Origin of the sequence: Variovorax beijingensis (genome assembly GCF_003951285.1) — a bacterium.
Lineage (GTDB): Bacteria > Pseudomonadota > Gammaproteobacteria > Burkholderiales > Burkholderiaceae_C > Variovorax > Variovorax beijingensis.
The window spans coordinates 400,491-421,057 of sequence record NZ_RXFQ01000002.1 but is presented as its reverse complement, the minus strand read 5'-3'; the positions used below and the strand labels follow the sequence as shown (position 1 = coordinate 421,057).

23 protein-coding genes are annotated in these 20,567 nt (G+C 68.5%); 9 read left to right on the top strand and 14 right to left on the bottom strand.

Going from position 1 to position 20,567, the window contains the following annotated elements:
- Positions 1–35: 35 nt before the first annotated feature.
- The gene (gene gpmA, locus EJO66_RS05035; protein WP_124956632.1) at positions 36–779 is read right to left on the bottom strand and encodes a 2,3-diphosphoglycerate-dependent phosphoglycerate mutase; all 744 of its coding nucleotides are present in this window, start codon (positions 777–779) and stop codon (positions 36–38) included.
- A 105-nt stretch (positions 780–884) separates the two neighbouring features.
- Here gpmA and EJO66_RS05030 point away from each other — a divergent pair, with 105 nt between their 5' ends.
- From EJO66_RS05030 to nadA, 6 genes are all read left to right on the top strand, one after another.
- Complete coding sequence (locus EJO66_RS05030; protein ID WP_370880715.1) at positions 885–1,268, top strand: rhodanese-like domain-containing protein; 384 nt, start codon at positions 885–887, stop codon at positions 1,266–1,268.
- A gap of 21 nt (positions 1,269–1,289) precedes the next feature.
- Entirely contained in the window at positions 1,290–1,550 is a 261-nt protein-coding gene (gene grxC / locus EJO66_RS05025) for a glutaredoxin 3 (protein ID WP_124956630.1), read from the top strand.
- A gap of 128 nt (positions 1,551–1,678) precedes the next feature.
- Positions 1,679–2,143 carry a protein-export chaperone SecB gene (gene secB, locus EJO66_RS05020; RefSeq protein WP_015866874.1) on the top strand — a complete coding sequence of 155 codons (465 nt, stop codon included), beginning with the start codon at positions 1,679–1,681 and terminating at the stop codon, positions 2,141–2,143.
- A 24-nt stretch (positions 2,144–2,167) separates the two neighbouring features.
- Positions 2,168–3,181: an NAD(P)H-dependent glycerol-3-phosphate dehydrogenase gene (locus EJO66_RS05015; protein ID WP_124956628.1), complete on the top strand. Its 1,014-nt coding sequence runs from the start codon at positions 2,168–2,170 to the stop codon at positions 3,179–3,181.
- A gap of 80 nt (positions 3,182–3,261) precedes the next feature.
- Positions 3,262–4,140, top strand: coding sequence for a carboxylating nicotinate-nucleotide diphosphorylase (nadC, locus tag EJO66_RS05010; RefSeq protein WP_125964721.1), 879 nt, complete (start codon positions 3,262–3,264; stop codon positions 4,138–4,140).
- An 8-nt stretch (positions 4,141–4,148) separates the two neighbouring features.
- Entirely contained in the window at positions 4,149–5,273 is a 1,125-nt protein-coding gene (gene nadA, locus EJO66_RS05005; protein ID WP_125964720.1) for a quinolinate synthase NadA, read from the top strand.
- Positions 5,274–5,403: 130 nt separating this feature from the next.
- Here nadA and EJO66_RS05000 read toward each other — a convergent pair whose 3' ends face one another.
- The 7 genes from EJO66_RS05000 to EJO66_RS04970 all read right to left on the bottom strand — a co-directional run bounded on the left by EJO66_RS05000 (position 5,404) and on the right by EJO66_RS04970 (position 10,962).
- Entirely contained in the window at positions 5,404–5,766 is a 363-nt protein-coding gene (locus EJO66_RS05000) for a 6-carboxytetrahydropterin synthase (RefSeq protein WP_124956622.1), read from the bottom strand.
- A 17-nt stretch (positions 5,767–5,783) separates the two neighbouring features.
- On the bottom strand, positions 5,784–6,422 hold the full coding sequence (gene queE / locus EJO66_RS04995) for a 7-carboxy-7-deazaguanine synthase (protein ID WP_124956620.1): 639 nt from the start codon (positions 6,420–6,422) through the stop codon (positions 5,784–5,786).
- The gene (gene panC, locus EJO66_RS04990) at positions 6,419–7,258 is read right to left on the bottom strand and encodes a pantoate--beta-alanine ligase (RefSeq protein ID WP_124956618.1); all 840 of its coding nucleotides are present in this window, start codon (positions 7,256–7,258) and stop codon (positions 6,419–6,421) included. The genes queE and panC overlap by 4 nt, the downstream gene beginning before the upstream one ends.
- A gap of 16 nt (positions 7,259–7,274) precedes the next feature.
- Entirely contained in the window at positions 7,275–8,168 is an 894-nt protein-coding gene (gene panB, locus EJO66_RS04985) for a 3-methyl-2-oxobutanoate hydroxymethyltransferase (RefSeq protein WP_125964719.1), read from the bottom strand.
- 70 nt (positions 8,169–8,238) lie between these two features.
- On the bottom strand, positions 8,239–9,819 hold the full coding sequence (nadB, locus tag EJO66_RS04980; protein WP_124956615.1) for an L-aspartate oxidase: 1,581 nt from the start codon (positions 9,817–9,819) through the stop codon (positions 8,239–8,241).
- 31 nt (positions 9,820–9,850) lie between these two features.
- Entirely contained in the window at positions 9,851–10,687 is an 837-nt protein-coding gene (locus EJO66_RS04975) for a segregation and condensation protein A (RefSeq protein ID WP_124956613.1), read from the bottom strand.
- 68 nt (positions 10,688–10,755) lie between these two features.
- Entirely contained in the window at positions 10,756–10,962 is a 207-nt protein-coding gene (locus EJO66_RS04970) for a DUF3460 family protein (protein WP_021008770.1), read from the bottom strand.
- Positions 10,963–11,031: 69 nt separating this feature from the next.
- Between EJO66_RS04970 and EJO66_RS04965 the strand changes: the two genes are divergently transcribed.
- Positions 11,032–11,514 (top strand): outer membrane protein assembly factor BamE, encoded by a 483-nt coding sequence (locus tag EJO66_RS04965; protein ID WP_124956794.1) that lies wholly within the window; start codon positions 11,032–11,034, stop codon positions 11,512–11,514.
- On the opposite strand, the gene EJO66_RS04960 is transcribed toward EJO66_RS04965, so the two are convergent.
- Genes EJO66_RS04960 through EJO66_RS04940 form a run of 5 tightly spaced genes read right to left on the bottom strand, consistent with a single transcriptional unit; the run spans position 11,511 to position 16,417 of the window.
- On the bottom strand, positions 11,511–13,184 hold the full coding sequence (locus EJO66_RS04960) for a SulP family inorganic anion transporter (RefSeq protein ID WP_124956611.1): 1,674 nt from the start codon (positions 13,182–13,184) through the stop codon (positions 11,511–11,513). The two genes, EJO66_RS04965 and EJO66_RS04960, sit on opposite strands and share 4 nt — an antisense overlap.
- 41 nt (positions 13,185–13,225) lie before the next feature.
- Positions 13,226–13,450: a hypothetical protein gene (locus EJO66_RS04955; protein ID WP_124956609.1), complete on the bottom strand. Its 225-nt coding sequence runs from the start codon at positions 13,448–13,450 to the stop codon at positions 13,226–13,228.
- Positions 13,451–13,472: 22 nt separating this feature from the next.
- The gene (locus EJO66_RS04950; RefSeq protein WP_124956607.1) at positions 13,473–14,645 is read right to left on the bottom strand and encodes a CaiB/BaiF CoA transferase family protein; all 1,173 of its coding nucleotides are present in this window, start codon (positions 14,643–14,645) and stop codon (positions 13,473–13,475) included.
- On the bottom strand, positions 14,642–15,616 hold the full coding sequence (locus EJO66_RS04945; protein ID WP_124956605.1) for a Bug family tripartite tricarboxylate transporter substrate binding protein: 975 nt from the start codon (positions 15,614–15,616) through the stop codon (positions 14,642–14,644). Before EJO66_RS04945 ends, EJO66_RS04950 begins: the two co-directional genes overlap by 4 nt.
- Before the next feature lie 45 nt (positions 15,617–15,661).
- Positions 15,662–16,417, bottom strand: coding sequence for an enoyl-CoA hydratase/isomerase family protein (locus EJO66_RS04940; RefSeq protein ID WP_124956603.1), 756 nt, complete (start codon positions 16,415–16,417; stop codon positions 15,662–15,664).
- 58 nt (positions 16,418–16,475) lie between these two features.
- Between EJO66_RS04940 and EJO66_RS04935 the strand changes: the two genes are divergently transcribed.
- Positions 16,476–17,147, top strand: a complete 672-nt coding sequence (locus tag EJO66_RS04935; protein ID WP_124956601.1) for a GntR family transcriptional regulator — start codon at positions 16,476–16,478, stop codon at positions 17,145–17,147.
- A 21-nt stretch (positions 17,148–17,168) separates the two neighbouring features.
- Here the strand turns inward: EJO66_RS04935 and metG are convergent, their stop codons facing one another.
- Complete coding sequence (gene metG / locus EJO66_RS04930; RefSeq protein ID WP_124956599.1) at positions 17,169–19,265, bottom strand: methionine--tRNA ligase; 2,097 nt, start codon at positions 19,263–19,265, stop codon at positions 17,169–17,171.
- 245 nt (positions 19,266–19,510) lie between these two features.
- On the opposite strand from metG, the gene EJO66_RS04925 reads away from it, so the two are divergent.
- Positions 19,511–20,542, top strand: a complete 1,032-nt coding sequence (locus EJO66_RS04925; protein ID WP_124956597.1) for an isocitrate/isopropylmalate dehydrogenase family protein — start codon at positions 19,511–19,513, stop codon at positions 20,540–20,542.
- Positions 20,543–20,567: the final 25 nt, after the last annotated feature.

The window sequence follows — 20,567 nt, the reverse complement described above, 5'->3', positions numbered from 1 at the left end:
TCCACGGGGGAGCGCCGCCGAGGGGTTTTCTTTCTTCAGCCCTTGCCCTGCGAGGCCACAGCTGCGGCGGCCTTTTCGGCGGCTGCAGCGTCGCCGAGGTAGTAGTGCCGCAGCGGCTTGAGTTCGTCGTCGAGCTCGTAGACCAGCGGGATGCCGTTCGGAATGTTCAGGCCGACGATGGCGTCGTCGGAAATGCCGTCGAGGTACTTGACCAGCGCGCGGATCGAGTTGCCGTGCGCCGCAACCACCAGGCGGCGCCCGGCGCGGATGGCCGGGGCCATCGATTCGTTCCAGAACGGCAGCACGCGCGCGACCGTGTCCTTCAGGCATTCGGTCAGCGGGATCTGCTCGGGCGACAGCTTGGCGTAGCGCACGTCGCTGCGTTCGCTGCGCGGGTCGTCGGCTTCCAGCGGCGGCGGCGGGGTGCTGTAGCTGCGGCGCCAGACCAGCACCTGCTCGTCGCCGTACTTCTTGGCGGTTTCGGCCTTGTTGAGGCCCTGCAGGCCGCCGTAGTGGCGCTCGTTCAGGCGCCACGAATGCACCACGGGCAGCCAGGTGCGGTCGAGCTCGTCCAGCGTGTGCCAGAGCGTGCGGGTGGCGCGCTTGAGCACGCTGGTGTAGGCCACGTCGAAATCGTAGCCCTCGGCCTTGAGCAGCCGGCCGGCCTGCTTGGCCTGCTCGATGCCGGTTTCGGTCAGGTCGACGTCGGTCCAGCCGGTGAAGCGGTTTTCGAGATTCCAGGTCGATTCGCCATGGCGGATCAGTACCAGTTTGTGCATGTGGGAAGCCTTTGGCAGCGCTTGGGAAAACCAGCATTCTAAAATCCCGGGTTTGCCATCCAAGGAACCCCCGTGAAATTGATCGAATTCGTCACCGCGAACTGGATGCTGATCCTGATCGCACTCAGCTCGGGTGGCATGCTGGCCTGGCCGCTCGTGCGCGGCGCCGGCGGCGGCACGCTCACGGCCCAGGGGGCGGTGCATCTCATCAACCGCGAACGCGCGGTGCTGGTCGACGTGCGCGAACCCGAAGAGTTCGCCACCGGCCACATGATCGGCGCCAAGAACGTGCCCCTGAACCAGCTCGAGGAAAAACTGACCGGCGCGGTCAAGAACAAGGGCGTGCCGCTGCTGCTGGTGTGCGCCACCGGCGCCCGCGCCCAGCGCGCGGTGGCCATGGCCAAGAAACTCGGCTACGAGCAGGCCCAAGCGGTTTCCGGCGGCCTGAAGGCCTGGAAAGAGGCTAACCTGCCGGTTGAAAAAGCCTGAGGCTTCCCCAAGGTAAAGCGTATGCAAGCCGTCAAGATGTACACCACCGCCTTCTGCCCGTATTGCGTTCGCGCCAAGCAGATCCTTAAGTCCAAGGGTGTCGAGGAGATCGAAGAAATTCGCATCGACAGCGATCCCGCGGCCCGCAGCACCATGATGGAAATCACCCAGCGCCGCACGGTGCCGCAGATATTCATCGGCGACACCCACGTGGGCGGCTGCGACGACCTGGTGGCGCTGGACGGCCGCGGCGGCCTGGTTCCGCTCTTGCAGGCCGCCTGAAACACAAAGCAGCCGGGCGTCACGGAAGTGGTCCGGCCGCGGGGCGATAATCGCCTGCTCATTCATCTGCAGCCCGCTGCGGGAAGCTCTCCCCGGCGGGCATTGTTTTGATCCTCGAAAGTTCAGCCATGGCCGACCAGCAAGCCCAAGATCCCGTTTTCCAGATCCAGCGCGTCTACCTCAAGGACCTGTCGCTCGAACAGCCCAATTCGCCCGCCATCCTGCTCGAGCAGGAGCAGCCCACGGTCGACATCCAGCTCGGCGTGGACGCCCAGCCGGTGGCCGAAGGCATCTTCGAGATCACCGTGTCGGCCACCGTGCAGACCAAGATCCAGGACAAGACCGTGTTCCTGGTCGAAGCCAAGCAGGCCGGCATCTTCGAGATCCGCAACCTGCCCGAAGACCAGATGGGCCCGATCCTGGGCATCGCCTGCCCGCAGATCGTCTATCCGTACCTGCGCGGCAACGTGGCCGACGTGATCCAGCGCGGCGGCTTCCCGCCCGTGCATCTGGCGGAAATCAACTTCCAGGCGATGTACGAGCAGCAGCAGGCGCAGGCCGCCGGCCAGCCCTCGCCGATCGTCACGCAGTAAAGCCGGCGCAGCGCCGCAACGCCGATGAAGATCTGCGTTCATGGCGCCGGTGCCTGGGGCACGGCGCTGGCTGTCAACGCGGCGGGCCGCCACGAGGTCACGCTCTGGGCGCGCGATGCGGCCCAGGCAGAGGCGATTTCCAAGGCGCGCGAAAACGTCCGCTACCTGCCCGGCCTGGCGCTGCCGCCCGCACTCACCGTGCGCGCCGGCGATCTGCACCAGGCCCGGGCGGGCGCCGAACTTGTCGTGGTGGCCACGCCCATGGCTGCCCTGCGCCGGCAGCTCATGGCCTTGCGCGGCACGACCGCGCCGGTGGCGTGGCTGTGCAAGGGCGTCGAACCCGCGCTCGATGCTTCTTCTCCCACCTCCTATGGCCTGCTGGCCCATGAAATCTGGGGACAGGTCGCGCCTGAACTGATGGCCGGCGTGCTCAGCGGCCCGAGCTTTGCGCAGGAAGTCGCCGAAGGGCGTCCGACGGCGCTGGTGGCCGCCAGCCCCCATGCCGCGGTGCGCGACGCGCTGGTCGACGCCTTCCACGGGCCGGCCCTGCGCGTCTATGCCAATGACGACATCGTGGGCGTCGAGGTCGGCGGCGCCGTCAAGAACGTGCTGGCCATTGCCACCGGGCTGTGCGATGGCCTGGCGCTGGGGCTCAATGCACGTGCGGCGCTCATCACGCGCGGCCTGGCCGAGATGACGCGCTTCGGGCTGGCGCTCGGTGCCCGCGCCGAGACCTTCATGGGCCTTTCCGGCCTTGGCGACCTGGTGCTGACGGCCACCGGCGACCTCTCGCGCAACCGCAAGGTGGGCCTGCTGCTGGCCCAGGGCCAAACGCTGGCGCAGGCCGTGGCTTCGCTGGGCCATGTGGCCGAAGGCGTCTATTGCGCACGTACCGTGGTGCAGCGCGCACGGGGCCTGGGCGTGGAAATGCCCATTGCCGAAGGCGTGGTCGCGCTGCTCGACGGCCGGCTGAGCCCGCAGGAGGCGGTGGCCTCGCTGACCGGCCGCGATCCGGTGCCTGAATCCGTCAGGGGCTAGGGAACGCATACCTCAAGTCGCATGCGAAGGCCCTGCCGCACGCCATGAATCACCCACAAGACTGAAGAGACAAGACAGCCATGAGCCTTCGCTTTGATTTTTCGGCGCCGGCCGTGGCCGCGCTGGCCCAGGCCGACGCCGCCCGCGCCCTGCAGGAAGACGTGGCCGACGGCGACCTGACCGCCTCGCTGGTCGACCCCGGCCGCCGCGCCCATGCCCGCGTGCTGGCGCGCGAGGCGGCCGTGCTCTGCGGCGCGCCCTGGGTCGAAGCCACCGTGCGGCAGCTCGATCCGCAGGCCCGCATCCGCTGGCTGTGCGGCGAGGGCGAGCGTTGCGCGGCCGACCAGACCGTGCTCGAGATCGAGGGCACGGCGCGTGCATTGCTGACGGCCGAGCGCACCGCGCTCAATTTTCTTCAGCTGCTGAGCGCGGTCGCTACCAAGACGGCCGTCTACGCCGACGCGGTGCGCGGTACGCGCGCGAGCATCGTCGACACCCGCAAGACCCTGCCGGGCCTGCGTCTTGCGCAGAAATACGCAGTGCGCATGGGCGGCGGCGTGAACCACCGCATCGGCCTCTACGACGCGGTGCTCATCAAGGAAAACCACATTGCCGCGGCCGGTGGCGTGGCCGCGGCGCTGCGTGCGGTGGCTCCGGTGGCGCAGCGCGCGGCCTTCGTCGAGGTCGAGGTCGAAACCCTGGCGCAGCTGCGCGAGGCGCTGGAGGCGGGCGCGCGCATGGTGCTGCTCGACAACATGGACCTGCCGACCCTGCGCGAAGCCGTCCGCATCAACGCGGAGGCCGGCGAGGACCGCAAGGCCGTGCTCGAAATTTCGGGCGGCGTGACGCTCGAGGGCCTGCGCACGCTGGCCGACACCGGCGTGGACCGCATCTCCGTCGGCGCGCTCACCAAGGACGTGAAGGCCATCGACTTCTCGATGCGTTTCCAGGAAGGCTGAGCGCGTCCATGGCTGCCCCTTCTTTCGTCATCGACGTCGACTACGAACAACCCGCGGCCGGGGCCGGCGCGGCCTGCGACACGCGCCATGCCTGGGCGCGCGTGCCGCCCGAACCTTCGCCCGGCGAACGCATCGCGCTCAAGGAACGCATCCGCCGCCTGCTGCGCGAGCGCAATGCCGTGATGGTGTCGCACTTCTACGTGCACCCCGACCTGCAGGACCTGGCCGAGGAAACCGGCGGCATCGTGAGCGATTCGCTCGAGATGGCGCGCTTCGGCCGCGACCATGCGGCGCAGACGCTGGTGGTGTCGGGCGTGCGCTTCATGGGCGAGACCGCCAAGATCCTCTCGCCCGAGAAGCGCGTGCTGATGCCCGACCTGGACGCCAACTGCTCGCTCGACCTGGGCTGCCCGGTCGATGAGTTCAGCGCCTTCTGCGACCGGCACCCCGACCGCACCGTGGTGGTCTACGCCAACACCAGCGCGGCCGTGAAGGCGCGCGCCGACTGGCTCGTCACCTCGAGCTGCGCGCTCGACGTGGTGAGCGCCCTGCATGCGCAGGGCCGCAAGATCCTCTGGGGCCCTGACCGCCACCTGGGCGACTACATCCAGCGCCAGACCGGCGCCGACATGGTCAGTTGGAACGGCGCCTGCATCGTGCACGACGAGTTCAAGTCGCTCGAGCTCGAGCTGCTCAAGAAGGCGCACCCGGCCGCGAAGGTGCTGGTGCATCCCGAGTCGCCGGCCGACGTGATCGCGCTGGCCGACGCGGTGGGCTCCACCTCGGCCATCCTGAACGCGGCGCAGCGCATGGATGCGAGCGAATTCATCGTTGCCACCGACACCGGCATGCTGCACAAGCTGCGCACGCTGAACCCCGGCAAGACCTTCATCGAGGCCCCCACGGCCGGCAACGGCGCCACCTGCAAGAGCTGCGCGCATTGCCCGTGGATGGCGATGAACGGGCTGGTGGAGCTGGCGAACGCGCTTGAAACCGGCGCGGGAGAAATTCACGTCGACCCGGTGCTGGGGCTGCGCGCGAGGGTGCCGATCGATCGGATGCTGGCGTTCACGGCGGGGCTCAAGAACGGGCAGGCGCCGGGGAGCCTGGTCGCGGGCATCGGCGCGGCCTGACCCCGTATTGCTCCTTCCCCCGCTGGGGGAAGGCTGGGATGGGGGCTGCCCCCCGCTTTCGAGGCGGCGCGGGAATGAAGGCCGCCGTGCCCCCACCCCGCCCCTCCCCCGGGAGGGGAGGGAGCAAAACCTAGAACTCCAGCGTACAGCTGTCCCCCAGCGCCTCGCGCCACACGCGCACCCGCGCGAGCGAGGGACGGAATTCCGGCAGCGCATCCGCAATGAACAGGCACAGGTTCTCGAGCGTCGGCGGATGCAGCCCCGCCACGTCGTCGAGAAGGTGATGGTCGAGCTGCTCGCGCACATCCTCCAGCCGGCGGCGCAGCAATCCCAGGTCGACGACCATGCCCGTCGCGGGATCGCGCTGGCCCGCGAGCCAGACTTCGGCATGGTAGGTATGGCCGTGGATACGGCGGCTGCCTTCGGCTTCGATCTCGCGCTTGAGCGTGTGCGCGGCGTCGAAGAAAAAGCGTTGGCTGATGGTGAATCGCATCTGAAAAGTCTCCGCGCTCAGCGGATGCCGGTGATCTTGTGGGTCTGCACGCTGAGGCGCCACGCCGGATGGCGCATGCATTCGGCAATGCACAGCTCGGTATTTGCGATGCGGTCGGGCCCGTCCATCGGCTGCAGGAAGCGGTGTGTGAACTCGCCGGTGCGCGCCATGGTGCCGAGATCGAACTCGGTTTGAGGCCACACCAGCTTGAGTTCCTGCCCGCGCTGCTGCACCCACGGCGCGCCGGCCTTGGGGCTGATGCAGAGCCAGTCGATGCCCTCGGGCGCGGCGACCGTGCCGTTGCTTTCCACCGCGATGCGAAAGCGCCGCGCATGCAGCGCATCGACCAGCGCGGCATCCACCTGCAGCAGCGGCTCGCCGCCGGTCAGCACCACCAGCCGGTGCTCGGCGTCGTCGGCCGGCCATTGCGCGGCGATGGTGTCGGCCAGCAGTTCGGCATTCCTGAACTTGCCGCCCAGCGTGCCGTCGGTGCCGACGAAATCGGTGTCGCAGAAACGGCAGACGGCCGTGGCGCGGTCTTCCTCGCGGCCGGTCCAGAGGTTGCAGCCCGCGAAGCGGCAGAACACGGCCGGCATGCCGGCCTGGCCGCCTTCGCCCTGCAGGGTGTAGAAGATTTCCTTGACGCTGTAGGTCATGAGGGCATTGCGTCGATTTCGAGGTTGTCGATCAGCCGCGTGCCGCCCAGCCGCGCCGCGGCCAGCGCCACGAGCGGCTCGCCAGCCGAGGGCGCCTGCAGGTCGGAACGGCGCCGCAGCACAAGATAGTCCGGTTGCCAGCCGCGCTGCGCCAGCGCCTGCATTGCCCGCGCTTCGATCGCGGCCAAATCGCGTTCGCCGGCTTGCACGGCTTGGGCCATCGCCTTCAGCGCCTTCGAGAGCTGCACGGCTTCCGCGCGCTCGGCCTCGCTCAGGTAGCCGTTGCGCGACGACAGCGCGAGCCCGTCCTCCGCGCGGAAGGTCTCGCTGCCCACGATCTCGATCGGCAGCGCGAACTGCCGCACCATATGGCGGATCATCATCAGCTGCTGGTAGTCCTTCTTGCCGAACACCGCCACGCGCGGCTGCACGCACTGGAAGAGCTTCATCACCACCGTGCACACGCCCACGAAGAAGCCCGGGCGGAAATGGCCTTCGAGGATGTCGGCCAGCGCCGGGTCCGGGTGCACCTTGCAGGTCTGCGGCTCGGGGTAGAGCGCCTTTTCGTCGGGCGCAAAGAGCACGTCGCAGCCGGCCGTGCGCAGCTTCTCGCAGTCGCTGTCCCAGGTGCGCGGGTAGGTGTCGAAATCCTCGTGCGGCAGGAACTGCAGGCGGTTCACGAAGATGCTCGCCACGGTGACGTCGCCCAGCGGCCTGGCCTGCCTGATCAGCGCGAGGTGGCCGTCATGCAGGTTGCCCATGGTGGGGACGAAGGCGGGGCGCTCGAAGGCGGCCAGATGGTCGCGCAGCTCGGCGATGGTGTGTGCGATGTACATGGTCTCGGTTCCTTCCTTACCAGGCGTGGAGTTGGTCGTCGGGGAAGCTGCCGTCCTTGACGGCCTGCACGTAGGCTTTGAGGGCGGGCAGCACGCCCGGCGCGTCGGCCATGAAGTTGCGCACGAACTTCGGCATCTTTCCGAGGTTGATGCCCAGCATGTCGTGCAACACCAGCACCTGGCCGGCGGTGCCCTTGCCCGCGCCGATGCCGATGGTGGCGCAGTGCTTCAGTTCGGCGGTGAGCTCGGCGGCCAGCGCGGCGGGCACCATCTCCAGCACCAGCATGGTGGCGCCCGCGTCCTGCAGCGCATGCGCCTGCTGCTTCAAAAGCGCGCCGGCGTCGCCCTTGCCCTGCACGCGGTAGCCGCCCAGCGCACGCACGGTCTGCGGCGTCAGGCCCAGGTGCGCGCACACCGGAATGCCGCGCTCGACCAGGAAGCGCACCGTCTCGGTGGTCCAGCCGCCGCCTTCGAGCTTGACCATGTGGGCGCCGGCCTGCATCAGCACCGTGGCGCTGCGCAAGGCCTGCTCGCGCGACTCCTGGTAGCTGCCGAAGGGCAGGTCGGCAATCAGCCAGGCCGTGCCCTGCACGCGGCGCAGGCCGCGCGAGACGCTGTCGGTGTGGTAGCGCATGGTGTCCAGGCTCACGCCCACGGTGGTGTTCAGGCCCTGGCAGACCATGCCGAGCGAATCGCCGACCAAGAGGCAGTCGATGCCGGCCGCGTCGGCCATGGCCGCAAAGGTGGCGTCGTAGGCGGTGAGCATCGAGATCTTCTCGCCGCGTGCATGCATGTCGGCCAGGCGCGGCAGGCTCAGGGGCTTGCGCGAGGCGGGCGTCGAAGCGGGCGGCAGCGTGCCGTAGGGCGAGGCTTGCGTGGTTTCCGGCTGTGGGGTGGTGGTGTTCGACATGGTTGGGTTTCTCCCTGCGGGCGTCGGTGGCCGGGCATCCTTGAGTGAAGAAAAGACGAAAACGGGGTGGTCAGTCGGCCGGCGGCACCAGCACCGTCGGCGCGGTGGGCTCGGCGAGCGAGGGATAGTCGCGGCTGAAATGCAGGCCGCGGCTTTCGTGGCGGGCCTGCGCGGAGCGCACGATCAGCTCGGCCACCTGCACCAGGTTGCGCAGTTCGAGCAGGTCGCGCGTGACGTGGAAGTTCGCGTAGAACTCCTGGATCTCGGCCTGCAGCAGCGCGATGCGGTGGCTCGCGCGCTCCAGGCGCTTGTTGGTGCGCACGATGCCGACGTAGTCCCACATGAAGCGGCGCAGCTCGTCCCAGTTGTGGGAGATGACCACGGCCTCGTCGGCGTCGGTCACCCGGCTTTCGTCCCAGGCCGGCAGTTCGACGCGTTCGCGCGCCGGTGCCGCGGCAATGTCAGCGGCCGCGGCGCGCGCGAACACCATGCATTCGACCAGCGAATTGCTCGCAAGGCGGTTGGCGCCATGCAGCCCGGTGCAGGCGGTCTCGCCGATGGCGTAGAGGCCGGGCAGGTCGGTGCGCCCGGCCAGGTCGCTCAGCACGCCGCCGCAGGTGTAGTGCGCAGCCGGCACCACGGGGATGGGCTCGCGCGTGATGTCGATGCCCAGCTCGGCGCAGCGCGCGAGGATGTTGGGAAAGTGTTCCTTGAGAAACTCCGGCGGCTGGTGCGAGATGTCGAGATGCACGCAGTCCAGCCCGTGCTTCTTCATTTCGAAGTCGATGGCGCGCGCCACCACGTCGCGCGGCGCGAGTTCGGCGCGCTCGTCGTGCCGGGGCATGAAGCGCGTTCCTCCCGCCAATTCGGGCAGCTTGAGCAGCCCGCCCTCGCCGCGCACCGCTTCGCTGATCAGGAAGGACTTGGCATGCGGGTGGTAGAGGCAGGTCGGGTGGAACTGGATGAACTCCATGTTCGACACCCGGCAGCCCGCGCGCCAGGCCGCGGCAATGCCATCGCCGGTGGCGGTGTCGGGATTGGTGGTGTAGAGGTACACCTTGCCCGCGCCGCCGGTGGCCAGGATGGTGTGCGGCGCGCGGAAGGCCAGCACCTCGTCGGTTTCATCGTCGAGCGCATAGAGGCCGATGCAGGCGGGGTCCTTCAGGCCGAGCTTGGTGCCAGTGACGAGGTCTATCAGCGTGTGGTGCTCGAAGAGCGTGATGTTGGGCGTGCGGCGCACCTGCTCGATCAGCGTCCGCTGCACGGCCGCGCCGGTGGCGTCAGTCACGTGCACGATGCGGCGCTGGCTGTGGCCGCCTTCGCGCGTCAGGTGCAGGCCGCCGCCTTCCTCCGAAAACGGCACGCCGAGTTCGCGCAGCCAGCCGATGGCCTGCGGCGCGCCCTCGACGACGAAGCGCGTGGCCTCGGGGTCGCAGAGGCCGGCGCCGGCCACCAGCGTGTCTTCCACATGGGCGTCGAAGCTGTCGCCCGCGGCCAGCACCGCGGCAATGCCGCCCTGCGCCCAGGCGCTGGAGCCGTCGTTGAGCGCGCGCTTGGTCAGCACGGCCACGCGGTGCGTGGGCGCCAGGTGCAGCGCGGCCGAGAGGCCTGCAAGGCCGCTGCCGACGATGAGGACGTCGAAGTCGTGCACGGCGGAATTCTTGAAATTGAAGGGGGAGGGCTCAGGCTGGCGAGTAGGCCAGCCGCACGTAGATCGGCGCGAAGGCTTCGGCCTGCGTGATGTCGATCAGCGTTTCCTTTGCCAGCTCGAGCATCGCGATGAAGGTGACGATCAGCACCGGCGCGCCGCGCGACACGTCGAACAGCTTCTCGAACTCGACGAAGCGCTGCCCCTGCAGGTGGCGCAGCACGATGCTCATGTGCTCTCGCACGTTGAGCTCCTCGCGCGAGATCTTGTGGTGCTGCACGAGCTTGGCGCGCTTCATGATGTCGGCCCAGGCGTCGCGCAGCTCGATCACGTTCACGTCGGGAAAGCGCGGCTTGAGCGACTGCTCGATGTAGACCTGCCCCTTCCAGAAGTCGCGCCCGTAGGTCGGCAGCGCGCTGATGGCGGCGGCCTGCAGCTTGGTCTGCTCGTACTCGAGCAGGCGGCGCACGAGCTCGGCGCGCGGGTCTTCGGCCTCTTCGCCGTCCGCCACCTTCTTCGGCGGCAGCAGCATGCGCGACTTGATCTCGATCAGCATCGCGGCCATCAGCAGGTATTCGGCCGCGAGTTCGAGGTTGGTCTGGCGGATCTCGTCGACGTAGCTCAGATACTGCCGCGTGAGCCCCGCCATCGGGATGTCGAGGATGTTGAAGTTCTGCTTCCTGATCAGGTAGAGCAGCAAATCGAGCGGGCCCTCGAAGGCCTCGAGAAAGACCTGCAGCGCCTCCGGCGGGATGTACAGGTCCTTCGGCATCGCGAACAACGGCTCGCCATAGAGCCTGGCGAGCGCGACCTGGTCGACCACTTCGGGCATGCTGGCCACGAGCGTGTCGCTGTCCTCGTTGCCCTTCATCGGGTGCTTGCTATCATTTCAATAGCTGCGCGCGACGGCGGCGAACGATGGATGCCGGCTGGGCACCATTACTTGACTTGGGTCTGGTAGACGTAGGGCTGCTGCGGTACGCGGGCTTCGCTGTACTCCTCGAGCAGGCTGCGGTCGAGGTGCTTGTCCCAGAGCAGGGCGCGGCCGGCACGCTGTTCGGACTCCAGCGTCGGCTTCTTGGCTTTCATCTCCTCGATGAAGTTGGTGATCTCGGAGGTGTAGTGGGGGCGGCGGAAGATGGACATAGACTGGACCTTTGTGGTGCGAATTTTACCGGGGATGGAATGAAGCAGCGAAAACAGTGGCGGATCGGCATGGCGGCGGCACTGCTGGCGGGTGTGATCGGGCTTGCGGGCTGCGACAACCAGCGCATCGGCGAACTGGAGGAAGGCGTCTCCACCGAAGCCGATGTGCGCGCCAGGTTCGGCCAGCCCGAGAACATCTGGGACGCGCCCGGCGGCCGCGTGTTCGAGTACAACCGCCAGCCGCAGGGCCAGAAGAACTACATGATCACCATCGGCGCCGACGGCAGGATGAGCGCGCTGCGCCAGGTGCTGACGCCCGAGAACTTCGCCAGGGTGCAGCCGGGCATGATGATGGAAGACCTGCGCAAGATGCTCGGCAAGCCGGCAAAGATCACGCCCTATGCGCTCAAGCGCGAAACCGAGTGGGAATGGCGCTGGGTCCAACCGCCGAATTCGCCCATGGTGTTCACCGCCACGCTCAACGACGACCAGCGCGTGGTGCGCAGCGGCTCTTCGCCCGACCGGAGCACCGAGGCGAACTCCGGCTCCTAGTCCGCCGCTTGCGGCTGGCCGCGCGTCAGCTCGTCGGCAAACCCCGAGCGCACGATCACCTCGAGCGGCTGCGGCTGCAGCGACTCCACCCGCAGCAGCCCGCCGCGCGCCAGCACCGCCCGGTGCAATTGGCGCAGTGCGTCGACGCCCGTGGCGTCCAGGTAGATGAGGTGCGTGGCGTCGAGCACCACCGTCATGCCGCGCGGCGCGCTTTCGGCCGCATTGACGGCCTCGTCCAGCTTGGCCGCCGCCCCGAAGAACAGCGCGCCATAGAGCCGGTAGGTAAGCACCGGCGGCTGCATCGTGACCAGTTCGACGCTGAAAAGCTCGCTCATGCGCCGGATGAAGAGCGCGCAGGCCAGCACAAGGCCCACCTGCACCGCCACCGTCAGGTCGAACACCACCGTGAGAAAGAAGGTGCCGAGCATCAGCAGCCGGTAGTGGCGGCTGAAGTGCCGCAGCTGCCCCGGCGTGAACTCGCGCCATTCGCCCATGTTCAGGCCCACGAAAACCAGGATGCCCGCCAGCACCGCGAGCGGCACGTGGCGCGCGAGCGGCGCGGCCAGCAGCACCACCACCATCAGCGTGAGCGCATGCACGATGCCCGCGATCGGCGAACTGCCGCCCGAGCGGATGTTGGTCACGGTGCGCGCGATGGTGCCGGTGGCCGGCATGCCGCCGAAGAAGGGCGTTACCACATTGGCGATGCCTTGGGCCATCAGCTCCTGGTTCGGATCGTGGCGCGGCTGGTCGCTGAGCTGGTCGGACACGCGCGCACACAGCAGCGACTCGATGGCGCCCAAGAGCGCGATGGTGAGCGTCGGCGTGACCAGCTGCTTGACCGTTTCCCATGAAAAGTCGGGCAGCGCAAAGCCCGGCAGGCCCTCGGGAATGCCGCCGAAGCGCGTGCCGATGGTTTCCACCGGCAGCTCGAAGCCCCACGACACCAGCGTGAGCGTGACCAGCGCGACGATCGGCCCCGGCATGCGCGCACCCACCTGCACCGCGCGCGTGCGCGCCATGCGCCCCGCCAGGCGCTGCACCGCATGGCCCACCTTCGATTCGTCGCTCAGCAGCAGCGGCCAGATCGCGAGGCCGCCCAGGCACGCCAGCCCGAGCGCAAAGGCATAGGGATTGAAGGTGCCGATCTGCAGCGCCATGGCATGCAGCTGCGAGAACACGTCCGCCGGCATCTTGGCGACCGTGAGCCCAAGCAGGTCCTTGAGCTGCGACAGCAGGATGAGCACCGCAATGCCGTTGGTGAACCCAACCACGATCGACAGCGGCACGAAGCGCACCAGCCGTCCGAGCCCGAACAGCCCCGCCGCGAACAGCAGCACGCCGGCGCAGGCGGTGGAAATCAGCAGGTTGGCCACGCCGTAGCGCTCGACGATGCCGTAGACGATCACGATGAACGCGCCGGCCGGTCCGCCGATCTGCACCGCCGAGCCGCCCAGCAGCGAGATCAGGAAGCCCGCGATGATCGCCGTCCAGATGCCGGCCTCGGGCTTGAGCCCGGAGGCGATGGCAAAGGCCATGGCCAGCGGCAGCGCCACGATGCCCACCGTGGCGCCGGCCCCCAGGTCCTTGAAGAAGCGCTCCCGGCTGTAGCTCGCCATGGCGTCCAGCAGGCGCGGGCGGAAGCGGGTGATGTTCAGCGGTGACTGCATGTGGCGCCCATTGTGTACCGCGCCTTGGTCGCGCAGCCGGCTCAGTCGCTGTCGGGAATCACCGCGTCGGCGGCCGCGCCCACGGCCTTGCCGGTGATGCGCGCGGTGCCGATGGCGGCATCGGCAGCGAGGCCGACCGCGCCGGCGCCCACGCTCACGGCGGTGCTGGCGACGGTGACCACGGCGCAGCCGCCCAGCAGCAGGGCGCCGGTGAGGCCGAGCGCCGCGAGAACGAAAGGTCGGAAGCGGGGACGAGGGCTTTGCATGCGCGGATTTTGCACCGCGTGCTCATTGCCGTGCCAGCCCTGCCAGGATCGCCTCGCGGTCCTGGTCCAGCCGCGGCGGCTGCCTGGCGACCTGCGTGCGGTGTGCGCCCACATGCACCGGATTGCCCGCCACCGTGAGCGGCCGGCCGCCCTGCGTGCGGACCTGTACCAGCATCTCGCGCGCCTGCACCTGCGGGTCGTTCACCACCGCGGCCACGTCGTTGTAGCCGCCCGTGGGAATGTTGTGCTGCATCAGCAGCGCCTGCCAGTGCGCGCAGGGCGCCGCGGACAGGCGCTGCTCCAGCAACTGCTTCAGCGCCTCGTGGTGCCGGCAGCGCTCGGGGTTGGTGGCAAAGCGCGCATCCTCGGGCAGCGCCGGCAGCTCGAGCGCCGCGCACAGGCGCTGGAACAGCGCGTCGTTGCCCGCCGCGATCACGAACCAGCCGTCGGCCGCGCGGAACACGTCGAACGGCGTGATCGACGGATGCCGCGAGCCGATCGGCCCCGGCGCGCGCCCGTCGGCCTCCATGCGCGAGATCGCGTTCTCCAGCAGCGCGACCTGGCAGTCGAGCATCGCCACGTCCACGCGGTCGCCCAGGCCCGTGCGCCCGCGCTGCAGCAGCGCGGCCTGCGTGCCGATGGCAGCGTACAGGCCGGCGCCCAGGTCGCCGATCGACACGCCCACGCGCGTGGGCGGCGCGCCCGGGTGGCCGGTCAAGCTCATGATGCCGCCCATCGCCTGCACCACCATGTCGTAGGCGGGGCGCCGGCTGTAGGGGCCGGTCTGGCCGAAGCCCGAGACCGAGGTGAACACCAGCCGCGGAAAGCGCGCATGCAGCGCGGGCCAGTCGTAGCCCAGCTTCTCCATCGTGCCGGGCCGGAAGTTCTCGACCAGCACGTCGGCCGTGGCCAGCAGCTGCTCGAAGACGGCCCGGTCGGCCGGCGCCTTCAGGTCCAGCGCGATCGATTCCTTGTTGCGGTTGACCGACATGAAGTAGGCCGAGTCGCCATCGACGAAGGGGCCGATCTGCCGCGCGTCGTCGCCCAGGCCGGGCTGCTCCACCTTGATCACGCGCGCGCCCAGGTCGGCGAGCAGCAGCGTGCAGTAGGGCCCTGCGAGCACGCGGGTCAGGTCGATGACGGTGAAGCCCTGCAGCGGGCCGCCTGGCGAGCCTTGCGATGCGGCCGGGGTCATTCGACGGCCGCGCCGGAGCGCTCGGTGAGTTCCTTCGATTTCGCGCCCTCGGCCAGCGCCCAGCTGCGGAACTCGGCCAGCGACTTCGAGGGCGCCGCCTCGTTGCCCGATTTTTCGAGCCGCGCCTTCACGTCGGGATCGGTGAGCGCCGCCACGCTGGCGTCGAACAGCTTCTGCGCCAGCTCGGGCGGCAGGCCGGCCGGTGCGAACAGGCCGAACCAGAAGGTGAAGTCGTAGCCCTTCACGCCGGCCTCCGCGACGCTCGGCACGTCGGGAAAGAGCGGCGAGCGCTGGCCCGAGGTGACGGCCAGCACGCGCAGCTTCTGGCCCTGCGCCATCGGCAGCACCGAGGGCGGCGTGCCGAAGGTCAGTTGCACGTCGCCGGCGGCCACCGCCTGGATCGACGGGGCGCCGCCCTTGTACGGCACGTGCAGCATGGTCACGCCGGCGGCCTTCTCGAACGACAGGCCCGCCAGGTGCGTCACCACGCCGGTGCCCGACGACGAATAGGCCAGCTTGCCCGGGCTCTGCCGCGCCTGGGCAATGAGCGCCTGCACGTTCTGCGCGCTCACGTCCTTGTTGACCGCGAGCAGCATCGGCGCGGAGCTCCAGCGCGAGATGGGCACGAAGCTCCTGGCGCCGTCGTACTTCACGGCCTTGTAGAGCAGCTTGTCGCTGCCGTAGAGGTTGCCGCTGCCCAGCAGCAGCGTGTAGCCGTCGGGCGCCGCGCGCGCGACCTGGTCCGACGCGATGGTGGTGCCCGCGCCGGGCTTGTTGTCGATGACGATCGGCTGCCCGAGGATCCTGGCCAGCTTGTCGCTCACGATGCGCGCCACCGCGTCGGCGCCGCCGCCGGCGGGAAAGCCCACCACCAGCGTGATCGGGCGCGAGGGGTAGCTGTCCGCGAGGGCGCCGGCCGAGGCGAGCCATGCCGCGGCCGCGAGCGCAACGGCCCGGATTTCTTTCTTCATGCGTTGTCTCCTGTGTCTTGTCGGGGCGCCGGGGGAGGGCCGCGCTCAGCGGCCCTTGAAGACCGGCGGACGCTTCTCGCGCCAGGCGCGGCCGCCCTCGGCCAAGTCTTCGGATGCGACGGTGCGCTGCACCTCGCGCTGGATCGAGGCGGCGTCCGCCGTGCCGCGCGCGATCTGGTTCAGGTGCTTCTTCATGCCCAGGAGCGCGAGCGGTGCCATGCCGGCGAGCGTGGTGCGCAGGCGCAGCACTTCGGCGTCGAGCGCCGCCGCGTCGTCCACCAGCTGCGTGAGGAATCCGCAGTCGCGCATCGCGCTGCCGTCGAGCTTCTCGGCCGTCAGGAAGAGCCGCTTGGCCGTGTCCAGCCCGAGCCGCGAGACATAGCGCTCCATGCCGCTCTGGTAGTAGTGCAGGCCGAGCCGGGCCGCGGGCATGAACATTTCGGCAGCGCGCACGCCCACGCGGAAGTCGCAGGCCAGCACCAGGTCGGTGGCGCCGCCGAACACGCCGCCGTGCACCGCCGCAATGGTGACGGCGCGGCAGTTTTCCAGCGCATCGACCATCTCGCCGAAGCTGCGGCCTTCGGTCTGGCTGCTGGTGGCGACCTCTGATATATCGTAGCCGCTGCAGAAGTACTTGCCCTCCGAGCGAACGACCAGCACCAGCACGCCGGGCGAGCCGTTCACCGTCTCCAGATGGCCGACGATGGCCGGCAGGTCCTCCGGCGTCAGCTTGTTGGCGGCCTGCGGACGGCGCAGCGTGAGGTAGGCGACGTGGCCGTCGATCTGGAGGGTGGGAAGCATTGATGTACCAAAGAGATCAATTGATATATCTACAAGGTTAGCTAATATCCACGCACCCATGCAACCCGCGAAAACCCTCGACGCCAGCAGCCTGCAGGACCAGATCCGCGGCCGGCTTGAAAAAGACATCCTGGACGGCACGCTGTCGCCCGGCATGCCGATCGACGAAAAGGCGCTGGCCGCTAGCTTCAACATCTCGCGCACGCCGGTGCGCGAGGCCCTGCTGCTGCTGAGCGCGCGCGGGCTGGTCGACATCGTTCCGCGCACCGGCATCTACGTGCGCCAGCTGCGCGCGAACGAACTCGTCGCCATGATGGAAGCGCTCGGCGAACTCGAAGGGGTGCTGGCGCGGCTGGCGGCGCTGCGCATCGGCCCGGCGCTGCGCATCGAACTGCAGGGCGCGCTCGAAGGCACCGCCGCGTGCGCGCAGGCGGACGATGCGGAGGGCTACCAGCTCGCCAATGCCGCGCTGCACGACGTGATCTACCGCGCGAGCGGCAATCCGTTCATCGTCGAGCAGGCGCAGACCGTGCGCCTGCGCATCGCGGCCTACCGCGGGCGGATGTTCGAGAAGCCCGGGCGCCTGGCCGCCTCGCAGCGCGAGCACGAGCGGGTGGTGGAGTGGATCCTCAAGGGCCACGCGGACAACGCCGCGGAGGCGATGCGCGACCACATCTCGGTGGGCGGCAAGGTGTTTGCCGACCTGGTGCTGGTCAACAAGCTCGGCTAGCGACCCAGCCGCAGCCTTCTTTCAGCGAACGCGCATGCCCGGCGTCGCGCCCGGCCAGGGCTCGAGCACGTGGATGCCGGGGTTGGCCTTTTCGTCGCCATGGCTCGCGGCCAGCACCATGCCTTCGCTGGTGCCGAACTTCATCTTGCGCGGCGCCAGGTTGGCGACCAGCACCGTGAGCTTGCCCACGAGCTGCTCCGGCTGGTAGGCCGAGGCGATGCCGCTGAACACGTTGCGGGTCTTGTCCTCGCCGGCATCGAGCGTCAGGCGCAGCAGCTTGGTCGAGCCCTCGACCTTCTCGCAAGCCACGATCTTCGCGATGCGCAGGTCGATCTTCGCGAAGTCGTCGATGGTGATGGTGGGCGCAATGGCTTCGCCGCCCGGCAGTGCATCGGTCGCCGTTTCCACGGCGGCCGCAGGCGCCGGCTCGGCGGGTTCGAACAGCTTGTCGACCATCTTGGCGTCGGCGCGCTGCATCAGGTGCTTGTATTCGCCGATGGCATGGCCGGCCGGCAGGCTCTGCGCGGCGTCGGCCCAGGCGAGCGGCTCGATCCTGAGGAAGGCCTCGACGTTCACCGCCAGCGCCGGCAGCACCGGCTTCAGGTACAGCGTGAGCAGGCGGAAGGCCTCGATGCACACGGTGCACACGTCGTGCAGCCGCGCTTCCTGGCCTTCCTTCTTGGCCAGTTCCCAGGGCTTGTTCTGGTCGACGTACTCGTTCACCTTGTCGGCCAGCGCCATCACCTCGCGCAGCGCGCGGGCGTAGTCGCGGCCGTCGTAGAGCGAATGCAGTTGGGGCGCCGCATCGCGCAGCGCGAACAGCAGTGCGTCGCCGTCGGCCGACACCTCGCCCAGCTTGCCGCCGAAGCGCTTGCCGATGAAGCCCGCCGCGCGGCTCGCGATGTTGATGTACTTGCCCACGAGGTCGCTATTGACGCGGGCGACAAAGTCCTCGGGGTTGAAGTCGATGTCTTCGTTCCGGCCGTTGAGCTTGGCCGCGATGTAGTAGCGCAGCCATTCGGGGTCCAGGCCGATCGACAGGTACCGGAGCGGGTCGATGCCGGTGCCGCGGCTCTTGCTCATCTTCTCGCCGCTGACCGTGAGGTGGCCGTGCACGTACACCGCATCGGGCGCCTTGCGGCCGCTGAAGTGCAGCATCGCGGGCCAGAAGAGGGTATGGAAGGTGATGATGTCCTTGCCGATGAAGTGCACCTGCTCCAGGTCGGGATCGGCCATGTACTCGGTGTACGAGATGCCATCGCCGCCAAGCTCGATGCAGCGTTTGTCGAGCAGGTTCTTGAGCGACGCCAGGTAGCCCACGGGCGCGTCGAGCCACACGTAGAAGTACTTGCCCGGCGCATCGGGAATCTCGATGCCGAAGTAGGGCGCATCGCGGCTGATGTCCCAGTCGCCGAGGCCGCCCTTGCCTTCGTCGTCCTTGTAGAGCCACTCGCGGATCTTGTTCTGCACTTCGGACTGCACATGGCCGGGCGCGGCGGTCCATTCCTTCAGGTAGGCCTCGCAGCGCGGGTCCGAGAGCTTGAAGAAGAAGTGGTCGGAACTGCGCAGCTCGGGCTTGGCGCCCGACAGCGCCGAGTAGGGGTTGATCAGCTCGGTGGGCGCATAGACGGCGCCGCACACCTCGCAGTTGTCGCCGTACTGGTCCTTCGAATGGCAGTTGGGGCACTCGCCCTTGATGAAGCGGTCGGCCAGGAACATGCCCTTTTCGGGGTCGTAGAACTGCTCGACGCTCTTGGTTTCGATCAGGCCGTTGGCGCGCAGGTCGCGGTAGATGTCCTGCGCGAGCTGGTGGTTCTCGGGCGCGTCGGTCGAGTGCCAGTTGTCGAACGAGATGTAGTAGCCGTCGAGATACGGTTTGCGGCCGGCCGCGATCTCGGCCACGAAGGCCTGCGGCGTCACGCCGGCCTTGTCGGCCGCGATGGTGATGGCCGCGCCGTGCGCATCGTCGGCGCAGACGAAGTTGACCTCGGCGCCATTCATTCGCTGGTTCCGCACCCAGATGTCGGCCTGGATGTATTCCATCATGTGGCCGATATGGAACTTGCCGTTGGCATACGGCAGGGCAGTGGTGACGAAGAGCTTGCGCGGGGCGGACATCGGGGAGGGCGCTTTCGGGGAGTGGCGAACTTGCGGGAACCGGGCATTTTAGGTGGCAGCACCGCGGCATGCCGAATGCCGTCGATCCGGGCGGCTGCATCGGCGGTTTTGCGCACCCGGTGACCCGCAAGGCGCCGGGGTGTCTCCGGCGCGACGTATGCTCCATGCCGCGCGTTTCGCGAACGTCCTCTCTGCTGATAGGGCGAAGAGATATACAAGATGGATATACAGAAAGCGAGTTTCCGATGACCACCCCCATTCCCGCAACCCTGATTCCCGGCGATGGCATCGGCCCAGAGATCGTCGATGCCACGCTGGCCGCGCTCGATGCGCTGAAGGCGCCCTTCGAGTGGGACCGCCAGATTGCCGGCCTTGGCGGCGTCCAGGCCTCGGGCGATCCGCTGCCGCAGGCCACGCTCGACAGCATCCGCCGCACCCGCCTGGCGCTCAAGGGTCCGCTCGAGACGCCCTCGGGCGGCGGCTACCGCTCGTCGAACGTGCGGCTGCGCGAAGAATTCCAGCTGTACGCCAACCTGCGCCCCGCGCGCACCATCATTCCGGGTGGCCGCTTCGACAAGATCGACCTGATGGTCGTGCGCGAGAACCTCGAGGGCCTGTACATCGGCCACGAGCACTATGTGCGCATCGACGGCGACCCGCACGCCGTGGGCATGGCCACCGGCATCAACACGCGCCAGGGGTGCCTGCGCCTGCTCGAATACGCCTTCGAGACCGCCGTGGCCACCGGCCGCAAGAAGGTCACGCTGGTGCACAAGGCCAACATCATGAAGGTGCTGACCGGCCTGTTCCTGGAGACCGGCCTGCGGCTCTACGAAGAAAAGTACAAGGGCAAGTTCGAGCTCGACACCATCATCGTCGACGCCTGCGCGATGAAGCTGGTGCTCAATCCGTGGCAGTTCGACATGCTGGTGACGACCAACCTGTTCGGCGACATCCTGTCCGACCTGGTGGCGGGCCTGGTGGGCGGCCTGGGCATGGCGCCCGGTGCCAACATCGGCGCCGATGCGGCGATCTTCGAGGCCGTGCACGGCTCGGCGCCCGACATCGCCGGCAAGGGCATCGCCAACCCCACGGCACTGCTGCTGGCCGCTGCGCTGATGCTCGAACACGTCAGGCTGCCCGAGCTGGCGACGCGCCTGCGCAAGGCCATCGACGACACGCTCAACATCGACAAGGTGCGCACCGGCGACCTGGGCGGCAGCGCCGGCACGGCGGCGTTCACGAAGGCCCTGGTCGCCCGCATCCAGAACGGCTGAAGCGAGAGGCGGCTTTCCGTGGCTT

Coding starts and splice junctions, on each gene's coding strand:
- gpmA (WP_124956632.1), bottom strand. CDS start 779: ATGCACAAACTGGTACTGATCCGCCATGGCGAATCGACCTGGAATCTC.
- EJO66_RS05030 (WP_370880715.1), top strand. CDS start 885: ATGCTGATCCTGATCGCACTCAGCTCGGGTGGCATGCTGGCCTGGCCG.
- grxC (WP_124956630.1), top strand. CDS start 1,290: ATGCAAGCCGTCAAGATGTACACCACCGCCTTCTGCCCGTATTGCGTT.
- secB (WP_015866874.1), top strand. CDS start 1,679: ATGGCCGACCAGCAAGCCCAAGATCCCGTTTTCCAGATCCAGCGCGTC.
- EJO66_RS05015 (WP_124956628.1), top strand. CDS start 2,168: ATGAAGATCTGCGTTCATGGCGCCGGTGCCTGGGGCACGGCGCTGGCT.
- nadC (WP_125964721.1), top strand. CDS start 3,262: ATGAGCCTTCGCTTTGATTTTTCGGCGCCGGCCGTGGCCGCGCTGGCC.
- nadA (WP_125964720.1), top strand. CDS start 4,149: ATGGCTGCCCCTTCTTTCGTCATCGACGTCGACTACGAACAACCCGCG.
- EJO66_RS05000 (WP_124956622.1), bottom strand. CDS start 5,766: ATGCGATTCACCATCAGCCAACGCTTTTTCTTCGACGCCGCGCACACG.
- queE (WP_124956620.1), bottom strand. CDS start 6,422: ATGACCTACAGCGTCAAGGAAATCTTCTACACCCTGCAGGGCGAAGGC.
- panC (WP_124956618.1), bottom strand. CDS start 7,258: ATGTACATCGCACACACCATCGCCGAGCTGCGCGACCATCTGGCCGCC.
- panB (WP_125964719.1), bottom strand. CDS start 8,168: ATGTCGAACACCACCACCCCACAGCCGGAAACCACGCAAGCCTCGCCC.
- EJO66_RS04975 (WP_124956613.1), bottom strand. CDS start 10,687: ATGAAGGGCAACGAGGACAGCGACACGCTCGTGGCCAGCATGCCCGAA.
- EJO66_RS04970 (WP_021008770.1), bottom strand. CDS start 10,962: ATGTCCATCTTCCGCCGCCCCCACTACACCTCCGAGATCACCAACTTC.
- EJO66_RS04965 (WP_124956794.1), top strand. CDS start 11,032: ATGGCGGCGGCACTGCTGGCGGGTGTGATCGGGCTTGCGGGCTGCGAC.
- EJO66_RS04960 (WP_124956611.1), bottom strand. CDS start 13,184: ATGCAGTCACCGCTGAACATCACCCGCTTCCGCCCGCGCCTGCTGGAC.
- EJO66_RS04955 (WP_124956609.1), bottom strand. CDS start 13,450: ATGCAAAGCCCTCGTCCCCGCTTCCGACCTTTCGTTCTCGCGGCGCTC.
- EJO66_RS04950 (WP_124956607.1), bottom strand. CDS start 14,645: ATGACCCCGGCCGCATCGCAAGGCTCGCCAGGCGGCCCGCTGCAGGGC.
- EJO66_RS04945 (WP_124956605.1), bottom strand. CDS start 15,616: ATGAAGAAAGAAATCCGGGCCGTTGCGCTCGCGGCCGCGGCATGGCTC.
- EJO66_RS04940 (WP_124956603.1), bottom strand. CDS start 16,417: ATGCTTCCCACCCTCCAGATCGACGGCCACGTCGCCTACCTCACGCTG.
- EJO66_RS04935 (WP_124956601.1), top strand. CDS start 16,476: ATGCAACCCGCGAAAACCCTCGACGCCAGCAGCCTGCAGGACCAGATC.
- metG (WP_124956599.1), bottom strand. CDS start 19,265: ATGTCCGCCCCGCGCAAGCTCTTCGTCACCACTGCCCTGCCGTATGCC.
- EJO66_RS04925 (WP_124956597.1), top strand. CDS start 19,511: ATGACCACCCCCATTCCCGCAACCCTGATTCCCGGCGATGGCATCGGC.